15 protein-coding genes are annotated in these 15229 nt (G+C 68.8%); 11 read left to right on the forward strand and 4 right to left on the reverse strand.

What is annotated here, in order from left to right; translation table 11 throughout:
• Positions 1–133 precede the first annotated feature (133 nt).
• Positions 134–2026 carry a glycoside hydrolase family 6 protein gene (locus AW272_RS11210; protein ID WP_066363475.1) on the forward strand — a complete coding sequence of 631 codons (1893 nt, stop codon included), beginning with the start codon at positions 134–136 and terminating at the stop codon, positions 2024–2026.
• A 313-nt stretch (positions 2027–2339) separates the two neighbouring features.
• Here the strand turns inward: AW272_RS11210 and AW272_RS11215 are convergent, their stop codons facing one another.
• Positions 2340–2522 (reverse strand): hypothetical protein, encoded by a 183-nt coding sequence (locus tag AW272_RS11215; protein WP_066363476.1) that lies wholly within the window; start codon positions 2520–2522, stop codon positions 2340–2342.
• A 128-nt stretch (positions 2523–2650) separates the two neighbouring features.
• Here AW272_RS11215 and AW272_RS11220 point away from each other — a divergent pair, with 128 nt between their 5' ends.
• On the forward strand, positions 2651–3463 hold the full coding sequence (locus AW272_RS11220) for a MerR family transcriptional regulator (RefSeq protein ID WP_066363477.1): 813 nt from the start codon (positions 2651–2653) through the stop codon (positions 3461–3463).
• A gap of 202 nt (positions 3464–3665) precedes the next feature.
• Here the strand turns inward: AW272_RS11220 and dapD are convergent, their stop codons facing one another.
• Positions 3666–4622 (reverse strand): 2,3,4,5-tetrahydropyridine-2,6-dicarboxylate N-succinyltransferase, encoded by a 957-nt coding sequence (dapD, locus tag AW272_RS11225; RefSeq protein ID WP_066363479.1) that lies wholly within the window; start codon positions 4620–4622, stop codon positions 3666–3668.
• A gap of 248 nt (positions 4623–4870) precedes the next feature.
• On the opposite strand from dapD, the gene AW272_RS11230 reads away from it, so the two are divergent.
• From AW272_RS11230 to AW272_RS11265, 8 genes are all read left to right on the forward strand, one after another.
• On the forward strand, positions 4871–6094 hold the full coding sequence (locus tag AW272_RS11230) for a hypothetical protein (RefSeq protein WP_157518470.1): 1224 nt from the start codon (positions 4871–4873) through the stop codon (positions 6092–6094).
• A 103-nt stretch (positions 6095–6197) separates the two neighbouring features.
• The gene (locus AW272_RS11235; RefSeq protein WP_245657418.1) at positions 6198–6770 is read left to right on the forward strand and encodes an RNA polymerase sigma factor; all 573 of its coding nucleotides are present in this window, start codon (positions 6198–6200) and stop codon (positions 6768–6770) included.
• The gene (locus tag AW272_RS11240; RefSeq protein WP_066363483.1) at positions 6767–7000 is read left to right on the forward strand and encodes an anti-sigma factor family protein; all 234 of its coding nucleotides are present in this window, start codon (positions 6767–6769) and stop codon (positions 6998–7000) included. Before AW272_RS11235 ends, AW272_RS11240 begins: the two co-directional genes overlap by 4 nt.
• A 30-nt stretch (positions 7001–7030) precedes the next feature.
• A complete protein-coding gene (locus tag AW272_RS41915; RefSeq protein ID WP_157518471.1) occupies positions 7031–8488 on the forward strand; it encodes a glutamate-cysteine ligase family protein in 1458 nt (485 codons plus the stop codon).
• The gene (gene egtB, locus AW272_RS11250) at positions 8485–9768 is read left to right on the forward strand and encodes an ergothioneine biosynthesis protein EgtB (RefSeq protein ID WP_066363485.1); all 1284 of its coding nucleotides are present in this window, start codon (positions 8485–8487) and stop codon (positions 9766–9768) included. The genes AW272_RS41915 and egtB overlap by 4 nt, the downstream gene beginning before the upstream one ends.
• Positions 9768–10475 carry an ergothioneine biosynthesis protein EgtC gene (gene egtC / locus AW272_RS11255; RefSeq protein ID WP_066363747.1) on the forward strand — a complete coding sequence of 236 codons (708 nt, stop codon included), beginning with the start codon at positions 9768–9770 and terminating at the stop codon, positions 10473–10475. The genes egtB and egtC overlap by 1 nt, the downstream gene beginning before the upstream one ends.
• Complete coding sequence (gene egtD, locus AW272_RS11260) at positions 10472–11422, forward strand: L-histidine N(alpha)-methyltransferase (RefSeq protein ID WP_245657419.1); 951 nt, start codon at positions 10472–10474, stop codon at positions 11420–11422. The genes egtC and egtD overlap by 4 nt, the downstream gene beginning before the upstream one ends.
• Positions 11423–11589: 167 nt before the next feature.
• Positions 11590–11799 carry a hypothetical protein gene (locus AW272_RS11265; protein ID WP_157518472.1) on the forward strand — a complete coding sequence of 70 codons (210 nt, stop codon included), beginning with the start codon at positions 11590–11592 and terminating at the stop codon, positions 11797–11799.
• 17 nt (positions 11800–11816) lie between these two features.
• Here AW272_RS11265 and AW272_RS11270 read toward each other — a convergent pair whose 3' ends face one another.
• A complete protein-coding gene (locus AW272_RS11270) occupies positions 11817–13484 on the reverse strand; it encodes a sialidase family protein (RefSeq protein WP_083958185.1) in 1668 nt (555 codons plus the stop codon).
• 157 nt (positions 13485–13641) lie between these two features.
• Here AW272_RS11270 and AW272_RS41920 point away from each other — a divergent pair, with 157 nt between their 5' ends.
• Positions 13642–13782, forward strand: a complete 141-nt coding sequence (locus AW272_RS41920) for a hypothetical protein (protein ID WP_157518473.1) — start codon at positions 13642–13644, stop codon at positions 13780–13782.
• Positions 13783–14159: 377 nt separating this feature from the next.
• Here AW272_RS41920 and AW272_RS11275 read toward each other — a convergent pair whose 3' ends face one another.
• Complete coding sequence (locus AW272_RS11275) at positions 14160–15131, reverse strand: pirin family protein (protein WP_066363492.1); 972 nt, start codon at positions 15129–15131, stop codon at positions 14160–14162.
• Positions 15132–15229 lie beyond the last annotated feature (98 nt).

A 15229-nucleotide genomic window follows, 5' to 3' on the forward strand; every position in this document is an offset into this window, starting at 1 on the left:
GGTGCTGGTGTTCACCGTCGATTTCACGGGAGGCTGGAAGCGGACGGTCTTCCTGTACGGCGCTGGACCGCGCACCTATGGTCCGTGGGAGCGCTCCCAGCGCGCAGTGAATCATCGCAGGAGGACCCCCTCAATGAGATCCACCCCCCGATCCGGAGCCGCGCGTTCCCGACTGCGCCGCGGCCTCGCCGCGTTCGCGGTGGCCGCGCTCGGATCCACCCTGGCCGTCGTCACGGCGACGTCCGCCCAGGCAGCGGTGACGTGTGACGTCACCTACACCACCAACGACTGGACCACGAGCCCCGGCCAGGGCGGCTTCACCGCGAACCTGACCGTCCGCAACACCGGCGACGCCCTCTCGAGCTGGAACCTCGGTTTCACGTTCCCGAACTCGGGCCAGCGGGTGACCCAGGGCTGGTCGGCGAACTGGACGCAGAGCGGCGCGAACGTGTCCGCGGCGAACATGCCGTGGAACAACAGCCTCGCGAGCGGCGCCACCCTGAGCCTCGGCTTCAACGGAACGTGGACCGGCAGCAACCCCAAGCCGACCAGCTTCTCGGTGAACGGCGTGACCTGCGGCGGCACCCCGTCGCCTTCCCCGTCGCCCAGCCCGTCTCCCTCACCGTCTCCCTCACCGTCCCCGTCGCCTTCCCCGTCGCCTTCGCCGTCGCCCAGCCCGTCGCCTTCGCCGTCTCCCTCACCGTCCCCGTCGCCTTCGCCCAGTCCGTCGCCCTCGCCTTCTCCGTCGCCGTCACCGCCCGGCCCTCGAGTGGACAACCCCTATGTGGGTGCGGCCGGTTATGTGAACCCCGACTGGTCGGCCAGTGCCGCTTCCGAGCCGGGTGGCTCGGCCGTGGCCAACACCTCGACGGCCATCTGGCTGGACCGGATCGCCGCGATCACCAGCGGCTCGGCCGGTAACAACAGCAAGGGTCTGCGTGACCACCTGGACCTGGCCGTCGCCCAGGACGCCGCCAACGGCTCCACGCCGGTCGTCATCCAGGTCGTGATCTACAACCTGCCCAACCGTGACTGCTCGGCGCTGGCCTCCAACGGCGAGTTGAAGGTCGCGGAGAACGGCCTGAACCGGTACAAGACCGAGTACATCGACCCGATCACCGCGATCATGGGTGACACCAAGTACCGCAACCTGCGCATCGTCGCGATCGTGGAAATCGACTCGCTGCCGAACCTGGTGACGAACCTGAACCTGGCCACCTGCCAGGAGGCCAAGAACAGCGGCGCTTACGAGCAGGGTGTGGCCTACGCGCTCGGCAAGCTGTACGCCGTCCCGAACGTCTACAACTACGTCGACGCCGGTCACCACGGCTGGCTCGGCTGGGACACCAACTTCGGCCCCTCGGCTGACCTGTTCGGCTCCACGGCCGACCTGGCGACCGGTGGCAAGGCGACGGTGCACGGTTTCATCACCAACACCGCCAACTACAGCGCGCTGACCGAGCCGTACTTCTCGGTCAACGGCTCGGTGAACGGCCAGCAGATCCGCCAGTCGCGCTGGGTCGACTGGAACTTCTACATCGACGAGCTGTCCTTCGCCCAGGCCTTCCGCACCCGCCTGGTCCAGGAGGGCTTCTCCTCCAACATCGGCATGCTGATCGACACCTCGCGCAACGGCTGGGGCGGCTCGGCCCGTCCGACCGCGGCCAGCACCTCGACCGACCTGAACACCTTCGTCAACAACTCGCGCGTGGACCGTCGCGCCCACGCCGGCAACTGGTGCAACCAGAGCGGTGCGGGTCTGGGCGAGCGTCCCAGGGCCAACCCGGCCACCGGTATCGACGCCTACGTGTGGGTCAAGCCTCCGGGTGAGTCGGACGGTTCCTCGACGCAGATCCCGAACAGCGAAGGCAAGGGCTTCGACCGGATGTGCGACCCGACCTACACCGGTAACGACCGGAACGGTAACAACGTGACCGGTGCTCTGTCCGGCGCGCCGCTGTCGGGCCACTGGTTCTCGGCCCAGTTCCGTCAGCTCCTCGCCAACGCCTACCCGCCGATCAGCTAGCGGGTACGTTTCAGACGGGAGCCCCGGTGTCTTCGACGCCGGGGCTCTCCGGCGTTCGGCGCCTGGGTGGGCTCGCCGGTTTCTTGTCGGTCGCCTTGGGGGCGGATCCCGAAATCACGTTCAGGGCGGCTGTTCGCCGGTCCGTGGCGCCGGTCCGCCGTCGTTGCGGTGCGGACCGGGGGCGGCCGGGTTTGTGCCGGTTGCGGCGGGATCCGGGGGCGGCGGGCGGTGCTGGGTGGGCGGAGCCGTAACGGAGCAAGATTTTGAGTTCTGGCTTGCCCCGGTGCCGTTCAGCGCCGGGGCTCAGCCAGATTCACGACCAGTCCGGCGACTTGCTCTTGCTGCCGCGGGCCAGCTTCATGACGCCCATGACGGCGAGGCCGATGACGCCGATGATCAGAACCCACTTGAGGAGGCCGAAGACCAGCCCGATGAGCCAGCCGATGACGAAGAAGGCGGCGATGGCGATGACGGCGTACATAAGAATGCGTCCCATAGGCTTCACGGTAAGCCGGATTCGGGGAGAAAGCGCGGGTCAGGCGGCAACATCAGGGACAACTCAGGGGCGTCTCAGGGACAGCCGTTGACCCTCACACGGTGTCAGCCGATAGACCCGGAGGTGTCATGTACAGCATCGGAGACTTCGCCAGAATCGGCCGCGTATCGGTGCGGATGTTGCGCCACTACGACGCTCTCGGCCTGCTGACCCCTGCCCGCGTCGACCCCGCGACGGGTTACCGCTCCTACGAGGCCGCCCAGCTCAGCCGCCTCAACCGGCTCGTCGCCCTGAAGGATCTCGGATTCACGCTCCAGCAGGTCCGCGAGATCCTCGACGACAAGGTCGGGGTGGCGGAACTGCACGGGATGCTGCGGCTCCGCCGGGCCGAACTGGAGGCCCAGGTCCTCGCCGACGGGATGAGGCTGCGGGGGGTCGAGGCGAGGATCCGGATCATCGAGAAGGAGGGCGTCTTGCCTGCTGAAGTCATCGTGAAACCGGTTCCCCCCGTCCGGGTCGCCGAGCTGTCGGCGGTCGCCGAGAGCTTCGCGTCCGAGCACATCGGCCCCGTCATCCAGCCGCTCTACCCAGAGCTGCACGCCCGGCTGAACAAGGCGGGGGTGGAGATCGCGGGCCCCGGGATCGCCTACTACGAGGAGGTCGCGGACGGCGGCGTGAAGATCCACGCCAGCTTCCCCGTCAACGTGTCCCCGGATCCCGCCTATGACTTCGACGTCGTCGACCTGCCGGGCATCGACCGAGCCGCGACGATCATCCACCACGGTCCGATGGACGGGGTGGATGCGACCATCCAGAACCTGCACCGCTGGATCGAGGACCACGGCGAGCGGAGCGTGGGGTTCAGCCGGGAGGTCTACCTGGAGTACGGGATGGGCGACCCGGAGAACTGGGTGACGGAGATCCAGGAATCGCTGGCGTAGACACGTGTGACGGAAGGGCCCGAGGGCGGCGCTGATCATTGCGCCGCCCTTCCCTTGTGTTCCGAGCCGGCCTTCGGCGGTCAAGGGCGGCGCGCGGTTCTGAGCCTGAGTTTCACGCGCCCTTGGACGTGTTCCCGGGCGAGGGCGCCCGCTCGTGCTCAGCCCCGTTCCGAACCTTTGGGCCCGGTCTTGTGTGGTTCGGTTAGTCGTTGGCGTGGAGGGCGGCGTTGAGTTCGACCTTTCCGCCTGTGCGCTGCTTCGCCACGACGGCGCCGGATACCGAGTCGCGCAGGAACAGCAGGCCGTTCTGGCCCGACAGGGAGCTGGCCTTGACGATCGTGCCGTCGGGCAGGGTCACCTTGGTGCCGCCGGTGACGTAGAGGCCCGCTTCGACCACGCAGTCGTCGCCCAGGGAGATGCCGATGCCGGCCTGGGCGCCGATCAGGCAGCGTCGGCCGACCTTGATGGTCTCCTTGCCGCCACCCGACAGGGTGCCCATGATCGACGCGCCGCCGCCCACGTCGGAGCCGTCGCCCACGACGACGCCGGCCGAGATGCGGCCCTCGACCATCGACGTGCCCAGCGTGCCGGCGTTGAAGTTGACGAATCCCTCGTGCATGACGGTCGTGCCGGAGGCCAGGTGGGCGCCGAGCCGGACCCGGTCGGCGTCGCCGATGCGCACCCCGCTCGGGAGCACGTAGTCGACCATGCGGGGGAACTTGTCGACCGAGTAGACGGTCACCGGGCCGCGGGAGCGCAGCCGGGCGCGGACATTCTCGAAGCCCTCGACCTGGCAGGGGCCGTGGTTGGTCCACACGACGTTGGTCAGCAGGCCGAAGACGCCGTCGAGGTTGGCCTGGTGGGGCTGGACCAGACGGTGGGAAAGCAGATGGAGGCGCAGGTAGGCGTCATAGGCGTCGGCCGGCGGGTCGGTCAGTTTGCCGATCCCGACCTGGACGGCCACGACCTCGACATCGCGGTCGGGGTCTTCCCTGACCAGGCTCGCCAGCTCGCCGACCTCGACCGCGGACAGCCGGCGGACTCCCGGCTCATCGGGGTCGCCAAGGGTGGGGTTGGGGAACCAGACGTCGAGGACCGCCCCTTCGGGGGTGACGGTCGCGAGCCCAACACCGTGAGCACCGGATTCGATGAAAGTCACGGTTCAAGAACCTACCGTCCCCGCCCCGGCCGGACGACGCGGGGACTCCGCCTGTGGATAACCGATTTGTCGCGGAGAACCCGGCCCAGCTGCGGATACACCCTCGCCTCGAAAGGAACTCGCCACCGATTTCCATGATCGAGCCCGTGTTTCCGCTGGCGATCCGGCTTCTGGCCCTGGCGGAGGTTTTCCACAGCGGGTCCTCGCCCGGTTCGGCGGCGACGTCCGGACTTGTAGGGTCTCGGCTCATGATCAGGCGCCCGCCCCCCGGCACCTGGCGATGGATCGCCGCCATCGTCCTCACCGGCTACTCCCACCACGCGCGCGGTCCCGTCCACGTCGCGCGGTACGACTCGAATCTCTGGACGTGTGACTCGCCCATCATGGTGGAGGCCGTCTTCGGGTGGGACTGGCTGGTGGTGCCGCTGGCGTTCGGGTTCTGGCTGTGGCGGCGTGGGCGGGCGCCGGGGTTCGTCGCGGCCGGATATGTGCTGGCCCAGGCGGTGATCCCGCTGGTGGCGGTGCTGGCCGATGGGGCGCTGGGCAAGGGCTGCGTGGTCTGGGCGCGGGAGCAGGAGTCGTCGCTCTCGATGATGATCTTCGTGGGTGTGGTCGCGCTGCTGATCGTCCCCCGGACCAGGGGCGTTCTGCTGACGGTGGCGCTCGGCACGGCACTGCTGGTCGTCGACGCCGAAGACGACCTGCGGATGAACGTGTCCTTCGACGACTGCATGGTCGCGAAGTTCGACCTTCCGATCCCCGTCTCGGTGAGCCCGGAGGAGAGGTTCCTGTGCGCGGCGCGGCAGTGGGACCACCCGCGCACATGGGGTCCGGTCTATCCGCGTGCCTTCGCCGAGAAGCAGATCGTGAACCATGGCCGGTGGCTGTGCGGGGAGGTCGACGACCGTGACGGTCCGCTGGCCGCCGAACTGCTCGCCACCATCGGGCGGACCTGGGAGCGGGTCGACCGGCCGCTCAGGTTGCTCTGCCCTGATGTGTACGCCGCCCGTCAGGCCGCCTTCGACCGCGACTGCCCCGACTCGTTGCCGATGCTGGTGGTCCCCGGGCAGGCCACGGTGTCCCATGAACTGACCGGGGCCGAATATTGGCTCAGGGGCCACCAGGAGAAGGGTGATCCGCATGTCGAGGCCGGCGAACTGGCCGACGCCGACGGCGGGATCGTCCACGTGTTGAGCGGGCTGGACGAGGGTGACCGACTCTGCGTCACGTTCAAGCCCGCGACCGCCAGACCGCCCCTCATGAGCGCAGACTGGGACCGGGTCGTCGAAATGTCGATCTCCACCGTCAACGGAATTCTCACCATGAGTAACCATGAAGGGGCGCCGAATCTGACGCCCGCCGGGCCGGGCAACTATCGGATCCGCGTGTATTCACGGGATATCCACCGGGAAGAGCACGCGATCGTCACTTTCCCCGGCGACCCTGCCGGGAAGGTCGTTCACAGAGGGTGATTAGGTGGACATTGGGAGATGTCGGGCAGGGGGGACATCTCGGGCATCGGACGTTCACGGGAGGGTCGCGGGAATGTCGGAGGGCGTCGTTAGGGTCGGTGAGGTGACCGATTTTCCGCCCGATCCGGTGATCGTGGCCGGGTTGCGCAGCGGCGACGAAGAGGTCTTCGCGCTGCTCCTCGACGAGTGGTCACGAGGGATGCTGCGGCTCGCCAGGTCATACGTGTCGACGGCGGCGTCGGCGGAGGAGGTCGTCCAAGACACCTGGCTCGCCGTGATCCGGGCCGTGGGCACTTTCGAGGGCCGCTCGTCGCTGCGCACGTGGGTCTACCGCATCCTGGTCAACACCGCCCGCAGACGCGGGGAGCGTGAGAGCCGTACTATCCCGGTGAGCAGCGTCGGTGGTGAACGTCCCGACGGCGCCAGGCCCGAAGGCGGTCCCGAAGGGGCGGCCCTGGCCGGCGAGGTCAGGGCGCTGATCGAGAAGGTTGTGGGCACCCTCCCGTCCCGACAGCGCGCCGTGATCACCTTGCGCGACATGGAGGGTTACGGCTCCGACGAGGTCTGCGAGATCCTGTCGATCTCCCCGGCCAACCAGCGGGTGCTGCTCCACCGCGCCAGGGCGGCCGTCCGCGACCATCTGGCGGCCTATTACGACGGGATCGGAGGGCCATGAACTGCGACGAGTTCGCCGAACTCGTGACCGCCTTCCTCGACGACGCCCTCGACTCCTCCTCCCGTCCCCTCTTCCTCGACCACCTGGCGTGCTGCTCCGCCTGCGCCGGTCTCTACGGCGGCTTCACCGCCACCATCACCGCCCTCGGTGAGCTTCCCGCCCCCGGCCTGTCCCCGCAGACGCGATCCCGCCTGATGACGGCCTTCCAGAAACTTCGCGACGAGGTGTAACGCCAGGGCCGGTCGTGGATCTGAGTGTTCATGGCCGATGTGCTGGCGTTCGCGGAAGGCTGTTTCACGGGGAGTCCCGGCGATCAGGTCGGTGTGGAGTTGGAGTTCCTCGTCCACGACGTGACCGACCCGGCGCTGACCGTGCCCATCGCGCGGGTCACCGACGCGCTCGGCGGGCTGACCCTTCCCGGCGGCAGCGTGATCACCTTCGAGCCCGGAGGCCAGATCGAACTGTCGGCGCCACCGGGGTCCCTGCCGGTCGCCGTGGCCGCACTCCAGCGAGACGTCGGTCTTGTCCGGTCCGCGCTTGGCGCCGCCGGCCTCGCCCTCGGGCGGTCGGGGGTCGACGGTCATCGGCGCCCGCTGCGCCAGCTTCACACACCGCGCTATGACGCCATGGCGGCCTGCCTGGGGGAGCCCTACGGGCCCTTGATGATGTGCTCGACCGCGTCGATCCAGGTCAACCTCGACTTCGGCGCCGACCCTTTCGCCCGATGGCGACGGGCCCATCTGTTCGGTCCCGTGCTGGTGGCGGCGTTCGCCAACTCGCCGGGGCCGGTGCCGGGGTTCGAGTCGTGGCTGTCGGGGCGGCAGGCGATCTGGCTGGCCCTCGACCCTTCCCGCACCGCACCGGTGGGGGGTGACCCGGCGGGCGCCTCACAGCCGATACCGGATCAGTCCTACGGCACGTTCACGGGAGCCGGGCGAGAGCCTGGTCATTCGTGTGTTGCATGCGACGGTTCGGATGAGGGGCTGCTTGGGCCGGTGCCTGTGGTGGAGAGCCGCAGTGGGTCGTGTTCCGTGTGTGATGGATCCGGACAGCACGTGGCGGGATCAGGGCCGATCGACCGGGCTGCTGATTCAGGTCTCGGGTGTTCATGCGTCCTGTCAGACGCCGTCCCGGCGGAATCCGCGTCCCTGAAGGCCGCAGGGATGGTCGACGTGCCCGGCCGGGGCTATCCGCCGTCCGATTGGGCCGCCTATCTTCAGGCCGCACGACTGATGCTGGTGCGGGAGCCTGACGCGTCGGTCCGGCAGATGGGGGCGGGGGCCCATCGTTTCCGTGACTTCCATCTCGCCGCAGGGCGCTCGCCCACCGTCGATGACCTGGCTTATCACGCCACCACGCTCTTTCCGGCCGTCCGGCCGCGCGGGTTCATGGAGATCCGCTACCTCGACGCCCTCGGGCCGGTCGCCTGGCCGGTCGCCGTCGCCGTCTCCTATGCCCTGGTCATCGACGACGAGGCCGCCGCCGCGGCGGCCGAAGACGCGCTGGCCGTCGCCGGGCAGTGGGCCGAGGCCGCGCGGTGCGGGCTCGCCTCGCCGGCCATGCGCCGGGCCGCTGTCGCGGCCTTCCGCGCCGCCATCACGGCGTTGCCCCGATGTGGCGCGCCTCAGAGCCTGATCGACCAGGTCACCGACTACGCCGTGCGGTTCGTGGAACCCGGCCGGTCCCCGGCCGCCGACCTCCTCTTGGAGAGCCGATGAAGGAACAGATCGCCGCCCAGCTCATGGCCGTGCGCGACCGGTCCCTGAGTTACACCGACGCCGACGACCACCTCCTCGTCCACCAGCACTCCCCGCTGATGTCGCCGCTGGTCTGGGACCTCGCCCACGTCGGCAACTACGAGGAGCTCTGGGTGCTGCGCGAGGTCGGCGGGATCACGCCGCTGCGGCCAGAGATCGACGACATCTACGACGCGTTCAAGACGCCGCGCCGCGACCGTCCGGCGCTGCCGATGCTGGGGCCGGCGGAGGCGCGCAAATACATCGAGGGTGTACGCGGCCGGGTGCTCGACGTCCTCGACAAGGTCGACTTCGACGATCCGAATCCGCTCAAGTCGGGCGGGTTCGTGTTCGGGCTGGTCATCCAGCACGAACATCAGCACGACGAGACCATGCTGGCCACGCTCCAGCTCTCCCGCGAGCCGGGCCTGGTCGGTGACGGCGATCTACCCATCGGGCGGCCGGTGTCGGGTGAGGTGTTCGTCCCGGGCGGGCCGTTCACCATGGGCACCGACGTCAACCCGTGGGCCTACGACAACGAGCGTCCGGCGCACACGGTCGACCTCCCGGCCTACTGGATCGATCGCGTGCCCGTCAGCAACGGCGACTATCTGGCCTTCGTCGAAGACGGCGGCTACCGCGACCCGCGCTGGTGGCATCCCGACGGCTTCCGGCTGGGCCTCCAAGCCCCGCTGTTCTGGACCCGCGACGACGGCGGCACCTGGTGGCGCACCCGCTTCGGCCGCGCCGAGCAGATCCCGCCGAACGAGCCGGTGCAGCACGTGTGCTGGTACGAGGCCGACGCCTACGCCCGCTGGGCGGGCCGGCGGCTGCCGACCGAGGCCGAGTGGGAGAAGGCCTGCGCCTGGAGCCCGGAAGAGGGCCGGTCGCGGCGCTACCCGTGGGGCGACGAGCCGCCGACCCCGGAGCTGGCGAACCTGGGCCATCGGGCCGCGCGACCCGCGCCCGTGGGCGCCTACCCGGCCGGGACGAGCCCCTACGGCGCCGAGCAGATGATCGGCGACGTCTGGGAGTGGACGTCCTCCACGTTCTACGCCTATCCGGGCTTCCGCGCGTTCCCCTACCGCGAATACAGCGAGGTCTTCTTCGGGCCCGACTACCGCGTGCTGCGCGGCGGTTCGTGGGCGGCCGACCCGGCTGCGGTGCGGGCGACCTTCCGCAACTGGGACTATCCGCAGCGCCGCCAGATCTTCTCGGGATTCCGGTGCGCCCGCGACGCCGCCCCGGCGGAGGTTCACTGATGTGCCGCCACGCCGCCTGGCTCGGCGAACCCCGCCCGCTGTCGTCGCTGATCCAGCAACCCGACCACGGCCTGCTGAAACAGTCCTATGTGCCGAGACGGCAGCGCTGGGGCACCGTCAACGCCGATGGCTTCGGCATGGGCTGGTACGCCAACGACCGCGTCATCCGCTATCGCCGATCCATCCCGATGTGGGCAGACGCCAACCTCGAAGGTCTGGCCGCGTCGGCGATCTCCAATTGCCTGATCGCGGCCGTCCGCTCCGCGAGTGTCGGCATGCCGATAGAGGAGACCGCGACCGCCCCCTTCATGGAGGGAAAGTGGCTGCTCAGCCACAACGGCCGGGTCCCCGGCGAGGCGCTGACCGGCCTGAAGGCCCATGAGGCCGAGAGCACCTGCGACTCCGCGAAGCTCGCCGCCGGGGTGTTCGCGCTCGGGCGGCTGGGGTGGGGGCTCGGCGACGCCCTCGCCGAGATAACCACGGCGGCCGGAGGCGCCGACGCCGAGGCGAGAGTGAACCTCCTCGCCTCCGATGGACAGACGATCGCGGCCACGACCTGGGGCGACACGCTTTTCGTGCGGTCACTCCCGGAGGGGGTGCTGGTGGCCAGCGAGCCGCTCGACGACCGCGACGACGGCTGGGTCAGCGTGCCCGACCGGACCCTCGTGATTGTCACGCCCGACGGAATCGACTGGAGGGACCTGTGAACCTGATCGACGCTGACTACCTGCGTCAGGCGCTGGAGAACGACGTCCGCGCGGGCCTCGCGGCGGCGCCGAAATGGCTGCCGCCCAAATGGTTCTACGACGCCTGCGGCAGCGAGCTCTTCACCAAGATCACTCGCCTGCCCGAATATTATCCAACCCGCCGTGAGCTTGCCATTCTCAAGGCCCACGCACGGGAGATCGCCGCGGTGAGCGGCGCCGCGACCCTGGTCGAACTCGGCTCCGGCACCTCCGAGAAGACCGAGTTGCTCCTCGACGCCCTGGCCTCGGCCGGGACTCTGCGCACCTACATGCCGGTCGACGTCGACTCCGTCACCCTGAAGGCGGCGGCCGACCGGCTGTCGGAACGCTTCGAGGTGGTCGGCGTCTGCGCCGACTTCGAGAACCACCTGTCCCAGCTGCCGCAACGGCAGGGCCGGATGGTCGCCTTCCTCGGCGGCACGATCGGAAACCTCGAGCCACCGGCACGCGAGGTCTTCTTCAAGGAACTCCGCGCGACCCTGACCGACGGGGAGACCTTCCTGCTCGGCGCCGACCTGGTGAAAGACACGTCCCGGCTGATCGCGGCCTACGACGACTCGGCCGGGGTGACGGCTGCGTTCAACCGCAACGTCCTCCGGGTGATCAACCGGCGCCTCGACGCCGACTTCGTCCCGGCCGACTTCGCCCACGTGGCGATCTACGACACCGACAACGACTGGATCGAGATGCGCCTGCGCGCGACCAAAGACATGGTCGTCCACGTCAAGGCCCTGAACCTGAAGGTGTCCTTCGCCGAGGGCGAGGAGATGCGCACCGAGATCAGCGCCAAGTTCCGGCGGGCGGGGCTGACCCGGGAGCTGGCGATGGCGGGGTTCGAGGTGGAGCGCTGGTACACGGACCCAGACGGGGACTTCGCGCTGGTTCTGTCCCGGGCGGTGCCGCGCTGAGTCCGGTGTGTCATCAGGCGACGCGGTCGGCTCGCCCGGTTCTCGCCTCAAGTCGCCGCAGTCGCACAATCTCGGCGGATCATGGCGGATTCGGCCGAGACGGCTGCGGGTGAGCCGGAGCCCGGTTCTCGCCTCAAGTCGCCGAAGTCGCATATTCACGGCGGATCATGGCGGATTCGATGGAGACGGCTGGGGGTGAGCCGGAGCCCGGTTCGGGTTCGGAAAAGGCGGATATGCGGTGCGATGGGGTCGGCGAGACCATCGGGGCCCTGCGTGACAAGCTGGAGGGATTCGAATACGGGCAGGTCCGCCGTGGCGTGGTGGCCGCCATTATGCGATTCGGCATTTCCGCGACGTCAACCTTGGGCCTTGCCTGAGGTCCTCTTCGCCGCCGTCAGGCCGGGTTCTCTTCGATCGTCGGGGTCAGGCGCGTCCAGGCGATCCGGGCCTCGGCCGTGTTCCCCCCGCGTGTGCCCATGACCCAGTGGCTGAGCTGGGGTGTCTCGCCGCTGTCCTGGATCACCCACGTCACCCCGGTGTCGGCGCCGTCACGGTAGAGCCGGGCCACTCCCGCGCTGTCGGTCACGACCTTCCACACCGCCGGTGTCGCCGGGGTGGCGAGGACGCGTTCCCATGTCGTCGAGCCCTTGCGCATGGTCCAGACGCCGCCCTTCTGGACCGTCAGCATGAGCCGTCGCGCGCCGTTGCACACCTTCGTCCCCAGGCAGACCCCTTGCCCGGTCGCGGGGTCGAGTGCGCTGTCGTCCACGATCTCGCCGTGGAACTCGACCGTGAAGTCGCACATCTCGGCAAGGGTCTTCCGGGCTCCGACGGCTTTGGCGGTCGTCGACCGTAGCCGCAGGCCGCCGTCGGGGCCGATGGCCGCGCCCGCGTCGAGCGTCCAGCGGCCGGGTGCCAGGTCCTTGGGGACGGGGGTGTCCAGGGTCAGTCGGGCGACTTTGATCTCGATCTGGTTGTGTTCCCAGACGACCGCGAGGACGCCGGGGGAGATCTCGGCCGCGCTCGGGTAGACGTCCCAGCCGCGTGCGGTCGTCTTCGTCATGCGGGGGCCGTCGGCGAACAAGCGGCCGGGCTGCCACGGTTCGCCCCGGTTGGCCACCTTGTAGTGGAGCACTTCACGGAACCGGTCGGGCCGGGGTTCCTTGATGGGGCCGCCGAACGTGTTGTAGACGGCGATCTCCCGGCCGGCTGAGTCGATCATGAAGAACGTCTTCACGTAGAAGTTCGGCAGGTCGGGGTGGAGCCGCATCGGTGCCCAGGTCAGGCCGCCGTCGGTGCTCGTGGTGGTCGCGCAGTGGGCGGCCGAGACGCGGTAGTAGGGCTCGCGGTCCTCCGGCTTGGCGCGGCGCACGAGTGCCCGGGTCACCATCACCAGCGTGCCGTCGGGGCGCAGGGCGATCTGGGGTTCCTCGACGCCGACGCCGGGCGGGTTGGTGGCCAGGGCGCCTGCGGTCCAGGTCTTCAGGTCGGTCGAGCGCAGGACCGCCGCCTGGGACGCCCCGGCGCCCTGTCGCCAGAACGGGATCGTCCACACGCCGCCGACCTTGACCGGCTTGCCGGCCACCACGACGCCGCGGGTGTTCGGCGGGACGTCGACCGTGATCGGCTGGTTCGTCCAGGTCGTGCCGCCGTCGGACGAGCGCTTCATGGTCAGGTGGACCGGGAACCCATCGACGTCGGATTCTTCGCGGTCTTCGGCGATGGTGATCCGGCCGAGGAGGGCGTACACGACCGCGCCTTCGGTGAAGAGCATCGCGTAGTGGTAGCGATGGGTGCCGGTGGCCGCCGCCAGGGTGCCCTTCTTCCAGGTGATGCCGCCGTCGTTGGTGACGGCGTATTTGATGGTGCCCTGGTCGGTGGGGGTGCGGTCGAGCGGGTCGTGGATGCCGGAGCGCCAGCAGACGATCCAGCGGCGCGCGTCGAGGACCACGATGTCCGGCACCCGGTTGCCCTCGCGGGCCAGTTCCCCGGACGCGTCGCGGACCACGGTCGCGTCGACGACGACGGGACGGCCCACACCCGCGCCCACCATTTCACTCATGGGACACCACCGAAGCGAACCATGCGCCCGCTTTCAATAGATACAAGATGAAATCTCCGGGCTTCGACCTGGCGATCAGTCAAGCGGCAAGCGAGTTGCAAGCGATGCCAAATACAACTAACTCACGAAAGGCACCACGTTATCGGGGGATATTGAGATGCGTACCACGCGACTCACCTTGCGCCGGATCGAGCCCCTTGAGGGGCCGCGCCGCGACGAGGAGTTCGACCAGACCGGCGAGTTCCGCCGCCCCTCCGCCACTCACCGGTTGAGAGGAAATCGGCGGGATCGCGATTGATCGTCTGACGTCCGGGAACTGGTCGGTCCCACGGGCAGTTCCCGTGCCGACGGCACGAGAACCAAACGGGAACAGGTATACCGTCCCGCCACCGGCGGGTGGACGGGATCGTCGCGGATCTCGGCGAGTTTGGCGCACAGCTCGCCGAGATCCACCCGTTTCAAGCCTGTTCGTGTACGGATGGTCGCATCGGAACCCGATGCTCAAGCACACCAGCCAGCACCGGCAGAGGCCGACTATTGTCCGGAGCTCGGCCCGCTGTCTGAGGTCGGCTGTCCGGGCGTTCGCCCTGCCGCGTGAGGTCGTACTTTTGTCCGAGCGTTCGTCCAAAAGCAAACGGCCAGGCCTGTGGCCTGGCCGTTCTTCTGAGCCGGAGCTCAGTGGTGTCCGGCCGGGATCGTCCCCAGCCGCCCTGCCTGGAAGTCCTCGAACGCCTGGGCCAGTTCCGCCTTCGTGTTCATCACGAACGGCCCGTAGTGCTCGACTGGCTCCCCGATCGGCTTCCCGCCCAGGATGATCACTTCCATGTTCGGTGACCGGGTGTCCTGCGTCTTCGCCGCCGTCAGGGTGATCGTCTCGGCCTGGGTCGCGCCGAATCCCTCGTACACGGCGAGTTGCCCCATCTCGATCGGCTGACCGTCGGCTCCGGCGGTTCCCCGGCCGGAGAGCACGTACGCGAGCGCGTTGAAGTCGGCCCGCCACGGAATCGTCAGCCGGGCCCCGGGCGTGATGCTCGCGTGGATCAGCGTGATCGGCGTGTGGGTGGCGCCTGGGCCGAGGTGCCCGGCGACGTCACCGGCGATGACCCGCACGAGGGAACCGCCGTCGTGGCTGCTCAGCAGGGAGACTTTGGTCCGGCCGATGTCCTGATATTTGGGCGCCAGCATTTTGGATTTGGACGGCAGATTCACCCAGAGCTGGATGCCGTGGAAAAGGCCGCCCTTCTGGACGAGCCATTCCGGCGGCGCTTCTTTGTGCAGAAGTCCGGAACCGGCCGTCATCCACTGGGTGTCCCCATTGGTGATGGTTCCGCCGCCGCCGTGGGAGTCGGTGTGGTCGAAGACGCCGTCGATGATGTACGTCACCGTCTCGAACCCCCGGTGGGGGTGCCACGGCGTGCCCTTGGGCTCGCCCGGGGCGTAGTCCACCTCGCCCATCTGGTCCATCATGATGAACGGATCGAGATACTTTGGCTTGATCGTGGCCAGTGCGCGTCTGACCGGGAATCCCTCGCCTTCGAAGCCTGTCGGCGCGGTGGCGACCGTCAGGACCTTGCGCTCGTGCACGGCCGCCATGGGCTCCGGCAGCCGGGGGAGGGTGAGCGGGTTGTCCACGGTTACGGCGGGCATCTGGGGCTCCTTCCTGTTTCGCAAGAGAGGTACACAGCGAGAGCCACAGCCGGCCCTGCCTTCTGGGCAGGTTCACCGCGTCTCGCTTGGTCGACTAT

This window comes from Herbidospora mongoliensis (genome assembly GCF_001570545.1).
Lineage (GTDB): Bacteria > Actinomycetota > Actinomycetes > Streptosporangiales > Streptosporangiaceae > Herbidospora > Herbidospora mongoliensis.

Excerpts from the sequence above, each read along its gene's own strand:
- AW272_RS11210 (WP_066363475.1), top strand. The coding sequence starts at position 134 with ATGAGATCCACCCCCCGATCCGGAGCCGCGCGTTCCCGACTGCGCCGC.
- AW272_RS11215 (WP_066363476.1), bottom strand. The coding sequence starts at position 2,522 with ATGGGACGCATTCTTATGTACGCCGTCATCGCCATCGCCGCCTTCTTC.
- AW272_RS11220 (WP_066363477.1), top strand. The coding sequence starts at position 2,651 with ATGTACAGCATCGGAGACTTCGCCAGAATCGGCCGCGTATCGGTGCGG.
- AW272_RS11230 (WP_157518470.1), top strand. The coding sequence starts at position 4,871 with ATGATCAGGCGCCCGCCCCCCGGCACCTGGCGATGGATCGCCGCCATC.
- AW272_RS11240 (WP_066363483.1), top strand. The coding sequence starts at position 6,767 with ATGAACTGCGACGAGTTCGCCGAACTCGTGACCGCCTTCCTCGACGAC.
- AW272_RS41915 (WP_157518471.1), top strand. The coding sequence starts at position 7,031 with ATGGCCGATGTGCTGGCGTTCGCGGAAGGCTGTTTCACGGGGAGTCCC.
- egtB (WP_066363485.1), top strand. The coding sequence starts at position 8,485 with ATGAAGGAACAGATCGCCGCCCAGCTCATGGCCGTGCGCGACCGGTCC.
- egtC (WP_066363747.1), top strand. The coding sequence starts at position 9,768 with ATGTGCCGCCACGCCGCCTGGCTCGGCGAACCCCGCCCGCTGTCGTCG.
- AW272_RS11265 (WP_157518472.1), top strand. The coding sequence starts at position 11,590 with ATGGCGGATTCGATGGAGACGGCTGGGGGTGAGCCGGAGCCCGGTTCG.
- AW272_RS11270 (WP_083958185.1), bottom strand. The coding sequence starts at position 13,484 with ATGAGTGAAATGGTGGGCGCGGGTGTGGGCCGTCCCGTCGTCGTCGAC.
- AW272_RS41920 (WP_157518473.1), top strand. The coding sequence starts at position 13,642 with ATGCGTACCACGCGACTCACCTTGCGCCGGATCGAGCCCCTTGAGGGG.
- AW272_RS11275 (WP_066363492.1), bottom strand. The coding sequence starts at position 15,131 with ATGCCCGCCGTAACCGTGGACAACCCGCTCACCCTCCCCCGGCTGCCG.